13 protein-coding genes are annotated in these 14263 nt (G+C 53.7%); 5 read left to right on the top strand and 8 right to left on the bottom strand.

Features of this window, described 5'->3' with window-relative positions:
- Positions 1–30: 30 nt before the first annotated feature.
- From nrdF to nrdH, 4 genes are read right to left on the bottom strand one after another with little or no spacing between them, the layout of a single operon-like run.
- Positions 31–993 (bottom strand): class 1b ribonucleoside-diphosphate reductase subunit beta, encoded by a 963-nt coding sequence (gene nrdF / locus OO713_RS05950; RefSeq protein WP_264785244.1) that lies wholly within the window; start codon positions 991–993, stop codon positions 31–33.
- 18 nt (positions 994–1011) lie between these two features.
- Positions 1012–3147: a class 1b ribonucleoside-diphosphate reductase subunit alpha gene (nrdE, locus tag OO713_RS05945; RefSeq protein ID WP_264786454.1), complete on the bottom strand. Its 2136-nt coding sequence runs from the start codon at positions 3145–3147 to the stop codon at positions 1012–1014.
- Positions 3148–3170: 23 nt separating this feature from the next.
- Positions 3171–3578 (bottom strand): class Ib ribonucleoside-diphosphate reductase assembly flavoprotein NrdI, encoded by a 408-nt coding sequence (gene nrdI, locus OO713_RS05940; protein ID WP_264786452.1) that lies wholly within the window; start codon positions 3576–3578, stop codon positions 3171–3173.
- A gap of 14 nt (positions 3579–3592) precedes the next feature.
- The gene (gene nrdH / locus OO713_RS05935; RefSeq protein WP_264785243.1) at positions 3593–3817 is read right to left on the bottom strand and encodes a glutaredoxin-like protein NrdH; all 225 of its coding nucleotides are present in this window, start codon (positions 3815–3817) and stop codon (positions 3593–3595) included.
- A gap of 313 nt (positions 3818–4130) precedes the next feature.
- Between nrdH and OO713_RS05930 the strand changes: the two genes are divergently transcribed.
- The 4 genes from OO713_RS05930 to OO713_RS05915 are packed head-to-tail and all read left to right on the top strand — an operon-like array spanning position 4131 to position 7965.
- Positions 4131–4607: a copper chaperone PCu(A)C gene (locus OO713_RS05930; RefSeq protein ID WP_264785242.1), complete on the top strand. Its 477-nt coding sequence runs from the start codon at positions 4131–4133 to the stop codon at positions 4605–4607.
- A gap of 3 nt (positions 4608–4610) precedes the next feature.
- Complete coding sequence (locus OO713_RS05925; RefSeq protein WP_264785241.1) at positions 4611–5795, top strand: Dyp-type peroxidase; 1185 nt, start codon at positions 4611–4613, stop codon at positions 5793–5795.
- A gap of 2 nt (positions 5796–5797) precedes the next feature.
- On the top strand, positions 5798–7072 hold the full coding sequence (locus tag OO713_RS05920) for a Bcr/CflA family efflux MFS transporter (protein WP_264785240.1): 1275 nt from the start codon (positions 5798–5800) through the stop codon (positions 7070–7072).
- Entirely contained in the window at positions 7069–7965 is an 897-nt protein-coding gene (locus OO713_RS05915) for a GNAT family N-acetyltransferase (RefSeq protein ID WP_264785239.1), read from the top strand. Before OO713_RS05920 ends, OO713_RS05915 begins: the two co-directional genes overlap by 4 nt.
- Here OO713_RS05915 and OO713_RS05910 read toward each other — a convergent pair.
- Positions 7948–8814 (bottom strand): DMT family transporter, encoded by an 867-nt coding sequence (locus tag OO713_RS05910; RefSeq protein WP_264785238.1) that lies wholly within the window; start codon positions 8812–8814, stop codon positions 7948–7950. The two genes, OO713_RS05915 and OO713_RS05910, sit on opposite strands and share 18 nt — an antisense overlap.
- 16 nt (positions 8815–8830) lie before the next feature.
- Positions 8831–10279 (bottom strand): NADP-dependent phosphogluconate dehydrogenase, encoded by a 1449-nt coding sequence (gndA, locus tag OO713_RS05905; RefSeq protein ID WP_264785237.1) that lies wholly within the window; start codon positions 10277–10279, stop codon positions 8831–8833.
- A 157-nt stretch (positions 10280–10436) separates the two neighbouring features.
- Here gndA and dacB point away from each other — a divergent pair, with 157 nt between their 5' ends.
- On the top strand, positions 10437–11744 hold the full coding sequence (dacB, locus tag OO713_RS05900; RefSeq protein ID WP_264785235.1) for a D-alanyl-D-alanine carboxypeptidase/D-alanyl-D-alanine-endopeptidase: 1308 nt from the start codon (positions 10437–10439) through the stop codon (positions 11742–11744).
- Here dacB and OO713_RS05895 read toward each other — a convergent pair.
- Positions 11741–12805: a low specificity L-threonine aldolase gene (locus OO713_RS05895; RefSeq protein WP_264785234.1), complete on the bottom strand. Its 1065-nt coding sequence runs from the start codon at positions 12803–12805 to the stop codon at positions 11741–11743. The two genes, dacB and OO713_RS05895, sit on opposite strands and share 4 nt — an antisense overlap.
- A 23-nt stretch (positions 12806–12828) precedes the next feature.
- Positions 12829–14220: a DUF6421 family protein gene (locus tag OO713_RS05890; protein WP_264785233.1), complete on the bottom strand. Its 1392-nt coding sequence runs from the start codon at positions 14218–14220 to the stop codon at positions 12829–12831.
- Positions 14221–14263: the final 43 nt, after the last annotated feature.

The following is a 14263-nucleotide window of genomic DNA, read 5'->3' as shown; positions in this document are numbered from 1 at the left end:
TTTCATCGCCCGGCATTTTCAGTTATTGACTTAGAAGTCCCAGTCGTCGTCGGTGGTTGCTTCGTGCTTACCGATTACGTAGGAGGAGCCAGAGCCTGAGAAGAAGTCGTGGTTCTCATCGCTGGCTGGGCTCAGGGCGCTGAGGATCGCAGGGGAGACCTGGCAGTCATCCTTCGGGAACAGTGGGTCAAAGCCAAGGTTCATCAGTGCCTTGTTGCCGTTGTAGTGCAGGAACTGCTTGACGTCGTGGGTTAGACCAATCTCGTCGTATAGATCCGCGGTGTACTTGACCTCGTTCTCGTATAGCTCGAGTAGTAGGTCATAGGTGTAGCCCTTTAGCTCTTCCTGACGCGAGGTGGAAGCCTCGTTGTATCCAAGCTGGAACTTGTATCCGATGTAGTAACCGTGGATGGCCTCGTCACGAATGATTAGACGGATTAGGTCAGCGGTGTTGGTCAGCTTGGCTCGTGATGACCAGTACATCGGTAGGTAGAAGCCTGAGTAGAACAAGAAGGACTCCAGAAGAGTGGAGGCAACCTTGCGCTTCAGAGGGTCATCACCACGGTAGTAACCTAGGATGATCTCTGCCTTCTTCTGCAGGTATGGGTTGTCTTCAGACCAGCGGAATGCCTCATCAATCTCGTTGGTGGAGCACAGGGTTGAGAACACGCTGGAGTAGCTCTTGGCGTGCACTGACTCCATGAACGCGATATTGGTGATCACAGCCTCCTCGTGAGGAGTTCTGGCATCTGGCATCAGGCTCATCGAACCAACGGTGCCCTGAATTGTGTCGAGCATGGTTAGTCCGGTGAAGACGTGCATGGTTAGCTTCTGCTCGTGCGGACGCAGGGTGCCCCAGGACTGAACGTCGTTAGACAGTGGCACCTTCTCTGGCAGCCAGAAGTTCTGGGTGAGACGGTTCCAAACATCCAGATCGACGGAGTCCTCGATCTTGTTCCAGTTGATTGGACGAGTGATGAGCTTGGTAGTCATTTTCCTTTTCCTTGTCCTTTACAGCATGCAGCTGACGCAGTTTTCGACTTCGGTGCCCTCCAGTGCAGCCTGTCGAATTCTGATGTAGTAGATGGTCTTGATGCCCTTGCGCCATGCGTAGATCTGAGCGCGGTTGACATCACGGGTGGTAGCGGTGTCCTTGAAGAACAGGGTCAGCGATAGACCCTGGTCTACGTGCTGAGTTGCAGCGGCGTAGACGTCGATGATCTTCTCTGGTCCAACCTCGTAGGCGTCCTCGTAGTACTCCCAGGTCTCCTCGGATAGGAATGGGGCTGGGTAGTAAACACGACCAAGCTTTCCTTCCTTGCGAACCTCGATGCGAGATGCGATTGGGTGGATCGAGCTGGTCGAGTTGTTGATGTAGGAGATGGAACCGGTTGGTGGCACCGCCTGCAGGTTCTGGTTGTAGATGCCGTGCTTCATGACCGAAGCCTTCAGCTCCTTCCAGTCTTCCTGGGTAGGAATCTGAACACCGCTGCGAGCAAATAGCTCCTTGACCTTCTCAGTCGCTGGAGCCCAGACCTGGTCGGTGTACTTGTCGAAGTACTCACCGGTTGCATACTTCGAGTTTTCGAAGTTGTGGAAGTGGCTCTTTCGCTCAATGGCGATCTTGTTTGATGCCTTGATGGCGTGGTAGACCACGGTGTAGAAGTACATGTTGGTGAAGTCGATTGACTCCTCCGAGCCGTAGTGGACCTTCTCGCGTGCGAGGTAGCCGTGCAGGTTCATCTGACCAAGACCAATTGCGTGGCTCTTGTGGTTGCCGTCCGAGATTGAACGCACGCTCTCGATGTTTGACATGTCAGAGACGGCGGTCAAGGCACGGATTGCGGTCTCAACTGTGGCACCAAAGTCTGGACCATCCATTGCCATAGCGATGTTCATTGAGCCCAGGTTGCAGGAGATGTCCTTACCGATCTGGTCGTAGGAGAGGTCTGCGTTGTAGGTGGTTGGAGTGTTCACCTGCAGAATCTCGGAGCATAGGTTTGACATGTTGATGCGGCCCTGGATTGGGTTGGCCTTGTTTACGGTGTCCTCGTACATGACGTATGGGTAACCGGACTCGAACTGCAGCTCTGCGATTCGCTCGAATAGCTCACGAGCCTTGATCTTGGACTTGCGAATTCGAGGGTCATCAACCATCTCTGCGTACTTCTCGGTAACCGAGATGTCGCCAAATGGGATGCCGTAAACCTTCTCGACATCGTATGGGGAGAACAGGTACATGTCCTCGCCGTTCTTGGCTAGCTCCAGGGTGATGTCTGGCACTACAACACCGATAGATAGGGTCTTGATACGAATCTTCTCGTCGGCGTTCTCGCGCTTGGTGTCCAGGAATCGCATGATGTCTGGGTGGTGAGCGTTTAGGTAAACGGCACCGGCACCCTGACGAGCACCTAGCTGGTTGGCGTAGGAGAAGCTGTCCTCTAGAAGCTTCATAACTGGGATGATTCCGGAGGACTGGCCCTCAATCTTCTTGATTGGTGCGCCGTATTCACGAATGTTGGAAAGGCTCAGCGCAACACCGCCACCGCGCTTTGAAAGCTGCAGCGCTGAGTTGATACCGCGGGAGATCGACTCCATGTTGTCTTCGATACGAAGCAGGAAGCAGGAGACAAACTCTCCGCGCTGCTTCTTGCCGCAGTTTAGGAAAGTCGGGGTGGCTGGCTGGAAGCGACCGGAGATGATCTCTTCAACCAGGTGAGTGGCCATCGCCTCATCGCCAGCTGCCAGGGTCAGCGCAACCATTACAACGCGGTCCTCGAAACGCTCAAGGTAGCGAGTGCCATCGAAAGTCTTTAGTGCGTAGCCGGTGTAGAACTTGTAGGCACCCATGAAGGCCTCGAAGCGGAACTTTTTGGAGTAGGCCAAATCCTCAAGCTGCTGGATGAACTCGAAAGAGTACTGGTCAAGAATTTCCTTCTCGTAGTACTCGTTCTCTACTAGGTAGTCCAAGCGCTCCTTGAGGCTGTGGAAGAAGACGGTGTTCTGGTTGACGTGGTCCAGGAAGTACTTGCGAACCGCAAGCTTGTCCTTCTCTAGCTGTAGTTTCTGGTCCTCACCCCACAGGTTGATCATGGCGTTGAGGTCTTGGTAGCTCAGTGCTGACTCAATGCTGGTCTTACCGGTCAGGTTTCCCTGGTCGTCTGCAATTTCTACGAGTTGGTTTGCCACAGCTTGGCCAGCCTTTCTTTGACTTCGACTACATCTTCTGGTGTTCCAGTGATTTCAAAGCGATAGAGCACCGGAACCCCGAGCTTTTGGGCGACTATGTCGCCCGCTCTACAGAAGTGCTCACCGAAATTGGTGTTTCCCCCCGCGATTACCGCTTTGATGTGTTTCCGGTTGTCCGGATTGTTCAGGTATTTGATTACCTGTTTTGGAACAGTCGATCCATCGTTTCCGCCGCCGTAGGTGGGGACTATCAGGACGCTGTCCTTGGGGTGAACAAACTGAGCTGCTTCTTCGGTCTTTAGTGGGATCCGAACTGCATGGCCGCCAAGTTTGTCCACGAAGCGCTTGGTGTTTTCAGAGACGCTCGAGAAGTAAACCAAATCGAACATCTCGGGCACATCACTTAGGCGCTTAGGGCTTGAATCTTGTCCATTCGGAAGCCGCTCCAGTGCTCATCACCGGCAACGACTACAGGAGCAGCGGTGTAACCCATGGTCTTGACCATTTCGAGCGCTACTGGATCCTGGCTCATGTCAACCACTTCGAACTCGATCTGGTTGCGCTGCAGCATGCGCTTAGTGCTGTCGCACTGTACACACGCTGGGAGCGTGTAAACGGTCACCGCCATTGGTGTCTCCTCCTGTTTCGGTTGGGGGTAAAACCCCCGGTTTTTGATGAATTTTTGTGAAATTTGTCGCTTTGAGCGGATTTACTACCCTAGCACTTAACCACTACATCTAGTGTCTCGTGTCGAAAAAATTCACTTATTTAGTTGTTGCTCGAACATTAACCCACAACTTGAACTTTAAGGCGTCTGATCTTTAGGCGTGTCGTAGAGATTCACCCAAAATGTCCAAAAAGTTATTTCTACTAGTTGTAGAATTAGTGCTCTGAGGGCCACAAAATTCTCTTTTGACCCTCTGACAAAGATCGGAATCGTTATGAAAAAGCTCGGAATTTTGCTCTCCGCCGCCTTGGTTTTGACCGGCTGCACCCAGACCCCAGATGTTTCAGTTTCTGACTTCTGGGTGAAGAGCTCCGAGATGAGCATGGTTGGTGGCATGACAGCCGTTTACGGCACCATCACAAACAACTCAAGCAAGGAGATCACCTTGGTCGGTGGTTTGACCGATGTCGCTGGCAAGGTTGAGGTGCACGAGATGGCGATGATTGACGGTGCCATGAAGATGCAAAAAATCGATGGCGGCCTAGTTATCCCAGCGGGGCAGAGTGTGGTGCTTGAACCAGGTGGCAACCACCTCATGCTCCTGGAGCTCACTGGAGCCGTGGAACCCGGTAGTCAAATCAGCGTTACCCTGGATTTTGAAGGTACAGAAGATGTCACTTTGGAAGGCGTGGTGGCAAAGCCAGCCGAAGGTGGCGATGAGGAGTACCACACAGAAGGCATGGATCACTAATAAATGGTCACCCGCAGAGGTTTTCTAGCTGGCACCGCAGCATCCGCTGCGGCTGCCGGTCTAGCCTCTGGCGTAACCGCCTTTGCCTCGGCGGCAAGTGCCGAGACCCAGACCGCAAAACGGGCACTTGAGTTTTACGGCCCACACCAGATGGGTATCGAGGCAGACCTCCAAGCGGTCACCAGTTTCATCGCATTTGACCTAAAGCCAAGTGTTGATAAAGCCGCCATGCTGCGTTGGATGAGCTTGATAACCGATGACATCTCAAGGCTCAGTCAAGGTGATCCGGTGTTGGCTGACCCATCGCCAGAGTTGGCGTTGGGTGCAGCTAGGTTCTCCGCCTATGTTGGTTTTGGCCCGAATCTTTTTAGAAAGCTCGGCCTAGAAGATCAGATGCCGATTGGTTTTGGCGAGCTGCCAAAATTCAAGATCGATCAGCTCAAACCAGAGTTCTCCGGAGGAGATGTACTGATCCACGTGGCTGCTGATGACCCGGTGGTTCTTAGCCACGGCGCCCGCGGTTTGGTACGTGACAGCATGCCATTTGCCAATGTGCGGTGGACCCAGTCCGGTTTTGCTCACACCCCGGGCATGGTTCCTGCGGGTGTTACTCACCGAAACCTGATGGGTCAAATTGATGGCACCGCTAATCCAAAGTTCGGCACCGAGGACTTTGACAACGTGGTTTGGATCAGCGATGGGCCTGAGTGGGCGATTGGTGGCACTCAGCTGGTCTTCAGACGCATAGCCATGCAGCTTGATACCTGGGATCAGCTCGGCACACCCTCAAAAGAAGAGGTAATCGGTAGACGACTATCAAACGGAGCTCCGCTCACGGGAGAGCGTGAATCAGATATCCCCGACCTAGCCGCCAGGCACCCGAATGGTTTAAAGGTCATCCCAGATTTCGCTCACATTCGCCGAGCTGCTCCCGAGCGTGAGGGGGAGCGGATCTTTAGAAGACCTTTCTCCTATGAGGCAGGTTTCAATGCTCAGGGGTCTTTGGATGTTGGGCTGCTATGGGCTGCCTATCAAGCCAACATGCAAAACCAGTTCATCCCGATTCAAAACCGTTTGGCCGAGGTTGACCTTCTAAATAAGTGGACTTTGCCGATTGGTTCGGCAGTGTTTGCCGTAGCGGGCGGCGTGCGCCCGGGTGAGGTCATCGCCCAGCGACTATTCTTCTAGCCGTGGCTCTTACTTTCCGACTTACTCCAGGAGGTCGGGTTATAGATTCCGGCGATCAACTAAATCGTCGAATGCTTATCACCTACATCTTCATCGTCGCCTTTTCAATCAGTCTCATCCCCTACACAATCGACCCCTATCTACCTGCGTTCCCGCAGATTGGTGAGTTCTTTGGGGTTCCCAATGGCACCGTCCAGGCATCTCTGGCTGGAGTGACTATTGGTTTGGCCTTTGGCCAGCTGGTTGCGGGCCCAATGTCGGACGCCTTTGGTCGCAGGCCGCTCCTACTCATGGCCATGTTTGGCTTTGCGGCTAGCGCGATTGCACTGTTTTTTGTGAAGGAAATTGGTTACTTCCTAGTTCTGCGCTTCACGATGGGATTCTTTGCAGCGAGCGCTGATGTGGTCTCGCGAGCCGTGGTTCGAGATTTGTTCCGCGGTCAACCCATGCTCAAGATGCTCTCTCGGGTGTTCTTGATTCAGGGGCTTTCCCCGATCATTGGCCCGATTGTGGGATCACAATTGGTCTCTGTCTTCCCCTGGCAATCGATATTTTTGACCTTTGGCTTTTTTGGTCTGGCACTTGCTATTGCCTCGACCTTCTTCCTAGTTGAAACTCTCCCCAAGGCCCAGCGTCGCTCCAGCACCCCAATTGGCCTTGCCCGCGGCTATGTGTCGGTTTTGAAGGACCGTGCCTACGTCGGACTGCTGCTAGTTAGCGCGTTGCAACTGAGTGCACTCTTTGGATATCTGAACACGGTTTCCTACCTCTACCAAGAGACCTTTGAGTTATCCCCGGGTGAGTTCGGTATTTGGTTTGCTGTGAACTCCGCAGCGCTCTGGCTCGGAGTTCAGTTCGGCGGGATTATGGCTAAGTACTTCAAGGCACAGTGGATGCTGGTGGTTTATTCGGCAGCTGGCGCGCTTGCAGGTTTGTATTTGATGTTTACCGCGGGTAGCAGCATCTTGATTGCCGAAATCGGGTTCTTTATCTTGGTCTTCTTCTTCGGAGCTCCCGCTACTGGAATCCCAACGCTGGCACTTTTGAACCACGGTTCGGAGGCTGGCACGGCAGCTTCACTTATGGGCGTGACCAACTTCACGATGACCTCGATCATGAGCATGGTTTATGCCGGCTTGAGTGTCACCTCAACCTTTGATGTTGGGCTTCTGATATTCAGCTTCTTTGCTCTGTCGGTGCTGAGTCTGATCTTCATAGTTAGGCCCTGGACTCTGCCTGATCTGAGAAAACCGCTGGCTCAGGAAGAAGTTCATTGATTCGCCCGCTGACTCTTGATGATGCCGAGGCAACTCTAAAGGTTGCCAACACGCATGAGCTTCGAGTTGACCCCGAGATCGAGCTCTACCCACTGAGCGAGATGCCGCAGTGGTTTCAGGGCTTTGGTGAACCAGCGGTGGTCTTTGGTCATGAACAGGATCGATTGGATGCGGCGCTGTTTATCCAAACTGATAGCGCTAAGAATTGGGTCGATCTCGATCTCTTTACCGACTGCTCCGACGATGTAGCGAAAGAGCTCCTTCAATTCGGGATTGAGTGGACCAAAGCGAATCGACCCGGATTCAAGATCCGCGCCGCGGGCAACAAAAACGATGTGCAGCTGCATCAGCTCTTCTCTGAGTTCGGTTTTCAGCACTACCGGGATTACTGGAAACTGGTGTGGAGAAACATCTCCCAGGCAGTGCCTCACTCGAACCCGCAGCTCGAGATTCGGTCGGTTAACTTTGATGCCAACGCAAAGCTGATTCATGAGCTTGAGTCCAAGACTTTCTCGGAGCATTTTGGGTATGTGCCGATAGCTTTCGACGCTTGGCTCAGACAGCGAAAGTCAATCGAGTCTATGGACCCAAACGGATTTCTAATTGCCTACTACGACGCCCAGCCGGCCGGGTTTTTGATAGCCGATGATTCCAGGGCCGACCAAAACGGAGGCTGGGTCGACAAGCTTGGAGTTTTGAGCGAGTACCGCGGCATCGGGATCGGCAAAACGCTCTTGAATCATGTGGCTACCTATTACTTGGCAAGGGGTTTTGACTCCGTTGCACTTGGTGCCGACACTGGTAACGACTCCGGAGCGCTGGATCTCTACTTCGGTCTTGGCTTTGAGCCGATGTTGATTTGGCGAGCGGTTGTATTACCGGCGCTGAGCTAGGTAAGCGCCAAGGATTACCACAACCGCCCCAACCGGTTCATACCAGTGCAGGGTTTCACCAAGAAGTAGAACTCCCCAGATGGTTGCGACCACCGGGTTTGAGAAGGTGACTAGCGATGCGGTTGTGCTGCCGGCGCTCGCGATGACGCCGTGATAAAGCCGGTAGGCAAACCCAGAACCCAGGACCCCAAGTGCCAAAAGTGCACCAACGGTTTCGAGCCTTGGCGCTGCGATGAAGAGCGGACCGGTCAGAAGATACAGCGGCAGCAGGGTCAGCGCAGCCATACCCACCTGTCCGGCGGCTGAGGTCACACCGTGAAGACCCATCGGGGTAATGAACTTTTTGATGTAAGGAGTTCCGATGCCGTAGGAAACCGCTGCGAATACCAGGGCCAAAATCGCCAGCGGATCGTTTTCTCCGAAACCCTCCCAAACCCCAAGGGTTATCGCCACGCCAACAAGGCCTATCAATAGACCTACGGTGGCGATCAGGGTAACTCGCTCGGTGCGATAGATGGTCATAATCGCAAGCAGGGTGAACATCGGCATCGAGGCGCCGATGATTGCTGCCAAGATGCTGGTGGTCGATTGTTGGGCGTAAGAGAAAAGCGCGAATGGGATAGCGCTCATGAATAGCCCTGCCACCCACAGGTGCAGCCACTGTTTGCCCTTGGGGAAGGCCAGCTTCATGACAAGGCCAAGTAGTGCCATCGAGACTGCACCTAGAAAGGTGCGCCAAAAGGCAACACCGAAATAGGTAGTTAGCTGAAGCGAAAGCTCAGTAAATAGAAAGCTCGAACCCCAAATCAGGGCCATCGGTATGAAGAGCCAAATCCAATGCGAGCGCACCCGCCAAGGTTACTCCCTAGTGCGAGGAAGGAGTGGTTTCGATCTCGCTGCGATCTCCAGACCACAGGGTGTGGAACACGCCCGGTAGGTCTACACGCTTGTAGGTGTGAGCACCAAAGAAGTCACGCTGACCCTGCACCAGCGCAGCTGGAAGTCGAGGGGAGCGAAGACCGTCGTAGTAGCTCAGGGAAGAGGCGAACGCTGGAACTGGAATACCTGCAAGGCTTGCCTTGGCTACTACCTCACGCCAGGCACCGACTGCCTCGGCTACAGCGTTTGTGAAGTATGGGTCCAGAATCAAAGACTCAAGGCTTGGGTTTTGAGCATAAGCATCGGCGATGCGGTTTAGGAACTGAGCGCGAATGATGCATCCGCCGCGCCAAATCTTGGACACAGCACCAAGATCAATCTCCCAGTTGTATTCCTTTGCACCAGCACGAATGGCATCAAAGCCCTGGGCATAGGCAACCAACTTGGATGCATAGAGCGCCTTACGAACTGCCTCAACAAAAGCCTTCTTGTCCGCCACCTCCCACTTGGTGGCGTGAGATGGCAGGTTGCCTGCTGCAGCGCGCTGAGTAGCCTGTGAGGAGAGGCTTCTTGCAAACACTGCCTCGGCGATACCGGAGACTGGGACACCAAGGTTCAGAGAGGTTTGCACAGTCCAAACACCGGTGCCCTTGGAACCAGCCTGGTCCAAAACCACATCAACGAATGGCTTGCCAGTCTTGGCGTCAACCTGCTTTAGCACCTCGGCGGTGATCTCGATCAAGAAGGACTCAAGGTCGCCCTTGTTCCACTCACCAAAAATCTCTGCAACCTCAGCTGGGGTGTAGTTTCCGGCCTGGCGAAGAATGTCGTAGGCCTCAGCAATCAGCTGCATGTCGGCGTATTCGATGCCGTTGTGGATCATCTTTACAAAGTGACCAGCACCGTCGGTACCAACGTGAGTGACACATGGCTCACCTTCTGCAACCGCAGCGATTGAAGCCAGGATTGGACCTAGAGTCTTATAAGCCTCGGCGCTACCACCAGGCATGATCGATGGCCCCTTTAGGGCACCCTCTTCACCGCCCGAGATGCCAGCACCCACGAAGTTGATGCCCTTTGCAGAGACTTCCTTCTCACGACGGATGGTGTCAGTGAAAAGTGCGTTACCGCCATCGACGATGATGTCGCCTGGCTCAAAGCGCTCCGCTAGCTGGTTGATTACCGCGTCAGTGCCCGCTCCAGCCTGAACCATGATGATGGCGGTTCTCGGCTTTGCTAAAGAAGCGACAAATTCATCAATGGTTTGAGCGGCGATGAAGTTTGCCTCTGGGTGCTCGTTGACCAGCAGCTCGGTGCGCTCGACCGAGCGGTTGTAAACCGCAACGCGGTTACCCTCACGGGAGGCGAGGTTGCGGGCCAGGTTTGAGCCCATAACTGCGAGTCCAACAACACCAATGTTTGCTTTTTCACTCATGAGAAATTTCCTTGAAAAGTAAATGGGATTGGCTCGCGCTACATCGGGCGGAATTTGTAGTAAAGGCTAGCGCAAAACCTCAGAATTTAGTGAAAAAGCTGGTGGCAAAGACGTAGTTTCCGCATCGGTTGTTAGCCTTCTGGCCTGGAGGTTTGGCTTGAGAAAGAGATCGATTGCTGCGGTCGCAGCCCTGGGGTTGCTGTTTGGGGCACTGACACCGCTTGCGGCAAGTGCTGAACCGGGGAATCTGGCACCATGCTCGGTGAGCTCGCTAGCCAAATCAAAAGGCATCAGGTCTTTGCATGCCGAGGTGAGAAGAGCTGATACTTCCGAGGTGCTTTTCTCTAGAAATGCTCAAACCCCAGCCCGGACGGCATCGGTTATGAAGGTGATCACCTCGGTGGTTGCCCTAGATGCCCTAGGTCCTGATTACCAGGTTGAAACCAAAGTCTTTGCCGACAGCACATCGGGTCGCATCTATCTGGTTGGTGCCGGAGACGTGACGCTTTCGCGGATGCCTGGAAACATCACCTCCTATTACTCGGGTGGACCAAAGCTCGATTCGCTATCCAAGCAAATTGCCAGCTGGGCAAAAAAGAACAAGGTCACCATTTCTGAGGTTGTGCTGGACAGCTCGCTGTATGGCGCAAAAGAAGACTGGCACTCGACCTGGGATAAGCGCGGCCTATCCCAGGGCTACATGGCCCCTGTTTCAGCCTTACAAATTGATGCCGGCAGGCTCACGAGCTCCAAGAATCAAAACGTGTTTATCGGTCAAAGAACCGCAAAACCGATATCCCAGGCTGGGACTTTGTTCCTGCAGTCGCTCCGAAAATACGGACTTGCGCAGAGCGCCTCGGCAGTTGTTGGCAAGTTACCCACCAGCTCAAGTGTCATCGCGAGCGTGAAATCGCAGCCTATCTCCAAGTGGATTCAAAACACATTGAATGTTTCTGACAATGCCTTGGCCGAATCTCTAGGTCGACTCTCTTCGATTGCACTTGGCTTTGATGGTTCAGCCACCTCGCTTACCAAGGCGTACCAAAAAGCCCTTCAGGCCCGCGGCATCGACACCAAGGGCATGCAGATCGTTGATGGTTCTGGATTATCAAGGCTGAACAAAGTTCCCGCCAAGCTGGTCAACGATGTCTTGACTCAGATCTATGCAAACCAAGCTTCGCACTCGGCCGTGATTGCCGGCATGCCGGTATCCGGAAAGCCGGGGTCGCTGCGCTATCGCTTTATCTCCGGCGAGCAGCGTCCAGCGCTTTTCAACATCGAGGCGAAGACCGGCTGGATCCGGACCGGCTATTCGCTAGCGGGAAAGATCAAGGCTCAAGACGGAACCGATTTGATCTTTACCGTTTACAACCTTTGGGACAGTGTCTCCTATGAAAACCGGGCTGCCATGGACAAGCTGGTGTTTGGTTTCTATAAGTGCGGTGCTTCACTCACCAACAACTAGCGATTTAGCTCTTCGGAGATGATGTTGATGAAGTTATCGACATCCTGCTCGGTCGTGTCAAACGCACACATCCACCTAACCTCGCCGATGGCGCGCTCCCAGTCGTAGAACTTGACCTTGGCACGAATTCGATCGGCGACCTGGTTATCCAAACTCGCAAACACCGCGTTGGCCATGGTCGGGTTCGTGAATCGAAGGCCTGAAATCTCTCCGCTATCGATCTTGGCCTCAAGTCCTCGGCGAAGTCGCTGCGCCATTGCGTTTGCGTGAGAGGCGGATCGAATGCCTAGGTCATTTTCAAACAGAGTCAGCAGCTGTGCCGAAACGAATCTCATCTTTGAGGCAAGCTGCATTGAGAGTTTGCGGAGGTAGATCAATCCATCGCTGGCCTTGGGGTTCAAAACCACAATCGCCTCTGCACCCATCAAACCGTTCTTGGTGCCTCCTAGGCTCAAGACGTCAACCCCAGCTGCCGTGGTGAAATCGCTAAAGGGCACGCCAAGCGCCGCAGCCGCGTTCCATAACCGGGCACCATCTAGATGCAGTAGTAATCCCTGCGAGTGGGCATAGTCTGCGATTGCTCGAATCTCTTGGGGCGAATAGACCGTTCCGACTTCGGTGGTCTGAGTAATTGAAACCACCATCGGCTGAGCGCGGTGCTCATCTCCGATTCCGAACACCTGGGTGGCTATCAACTCAGGTGTCAACTTGCCATTTTGATGCTCAACCGTGAATAGCTTTAGACCGCTGACTCGCTCCGGAGCACCACCCTCATCGGTATGGATGTGGGCGAGATTTGAGCAGATGACCGCTCCCCAGCGAGGCATCATGGAAGTCAGTCCCACCACGTTTGCACCCGTGCCGTTGAACACCGGGAAGACCTCGGCTTGTGATCCGAAATGCTCCTTGATTACTTCACTCAGTCGAGCCGTGTATTGGTCTTCACCATATGCAGTCTGGTGACCTAAATTGGCCTCGGCCAATGCCTGCAGCACCTCTGGGTGAACGCCTGAGTAGTTGTCGCTTGCAAAGCCGCGCCAGCTTTCATCGTGAAGCTTCAATCCATGCCCTTTCAAAGGTTGGGTTAGTTCTTACCGGTGATGCCAATCGTGGATTGGATGACCGGAGCCATTTTCTTCGTAAGCGCCTCATAGAACATCGAAAGTGGGAACTCGTCATCCAAGACTTTGTCGGTTAGCTCGGATGGAGTACCACCAAATGGTAGTTCAGCACGCTGCCAGCTTGATGCTGGATGCGGTGCTAACCAGGTCGAGACTAGCTCGTAGGCCTTCAACCAGTGAACCACCTTTGGCCTGTCGATTGAGTCGAAATACAGCTGATTGATCTCATCTGAAAGTGCAACCACCATGTCAGGCAGCTCAGCCCAATCGATGGCGAGCTGTGTGTCAGTCCAGTGCAACACCCCTCTTCTGTGGAGGTAGGCAAAAAGGAGCTGGCCCGCAACCGAGTCGTAATTACGCTTTCGGGTCCCGGTGAGCGGGAATCTGAAGATGCGATCGAAAAGGATTGCGTATTGAACCAATTGGGCGAATCTTCTGGTTTCGGCATCGACTTGAGAATCCCGAGAGAGTTTTACTGACTCACGAAATGCCGTGAGGTCGCAACGCAACTCCTCTAGACCGTAGAGGAAAAACGGCATGCGCTGTTTGATCATGAAGGGATCAAATGGCAGGTCCCCGCGCATGTGAGTTCGATCGTGAATTAGGTCCCACATCACAAAGGTTTGCTCCGCGAGCTCTTGATCGCCGAGCAGCGATTGCGCTTCACGAGGAAGCTCGAGTCTGGTGATCTCGCTGGCCGCGGCGACCACTTTCCTGAATCGAGCTGCCTCTCGGTCGGCAAAGATGCCTCCCCAGTTGAACTCTGGAAGTGCAGGTTGGGTGCCATCAGGAGACCCCTCTGGAACCCGAGGTGTCACGGCAACCGACTCTGGAAATATCACCGCTGAGTTGGTGAGGTAACCGGGGGTGAAATCTAAGAATCGAACTGGCAGGAATGCCGGGTTAGTGAAGGTCTGCTCGAGTTCTGCGACAAACTTTGGCCAGATCACCTCCAGAACCACGGCTTCAACCAGACGATCGGTCGAGCCGTTTTGGGTGTACATCGGAAATACCACTAGGTGTGCAACACCATCGGCTCTTGATATTTGGGGTTGAAACTTATCTAGCGAGTTATAAAAGTCCGGGACCCCAAAGCCTGAATCAGACCAGCGTTCAAAATCCTCGGCACATGCCAGTAGATAATCGCTGTCATGGCTCAGCAGCTTGGCTAGCTCTCTGAGAGCTCCGGCGATACCCGCGGCTGCAATTGAACACATTTTGTGAGCGGATTTTTCTGGGATGCTGCCATCGTGAATCTGGTGTCCGCGCAATGTAAGCGCTGATGATTTGATGACATCCCAGGCTTCGGTCTGGGTTATCTCCAGGGCAGTTACGGAAACGCTGTTTACTGACATGCGAACCTCCTTGTACGCAAAAGCTCTAACCGAGCAACTGCCT

Origin of the sequence: Aquiluna sp. KACHI24 (assembly GCF_025997915.1) — a bacterium.
Taxonomy (GTDB): domain Bacteria; phylum Actinomycetota; class Actinomycetes; order Actinomycetales; family Microbacteriaceae; genus Aquiluna.
Note: the sequence above shows the minus strand (reverse complement) of the source record. Positions and strands in the feature narration are given on the sequence as shown.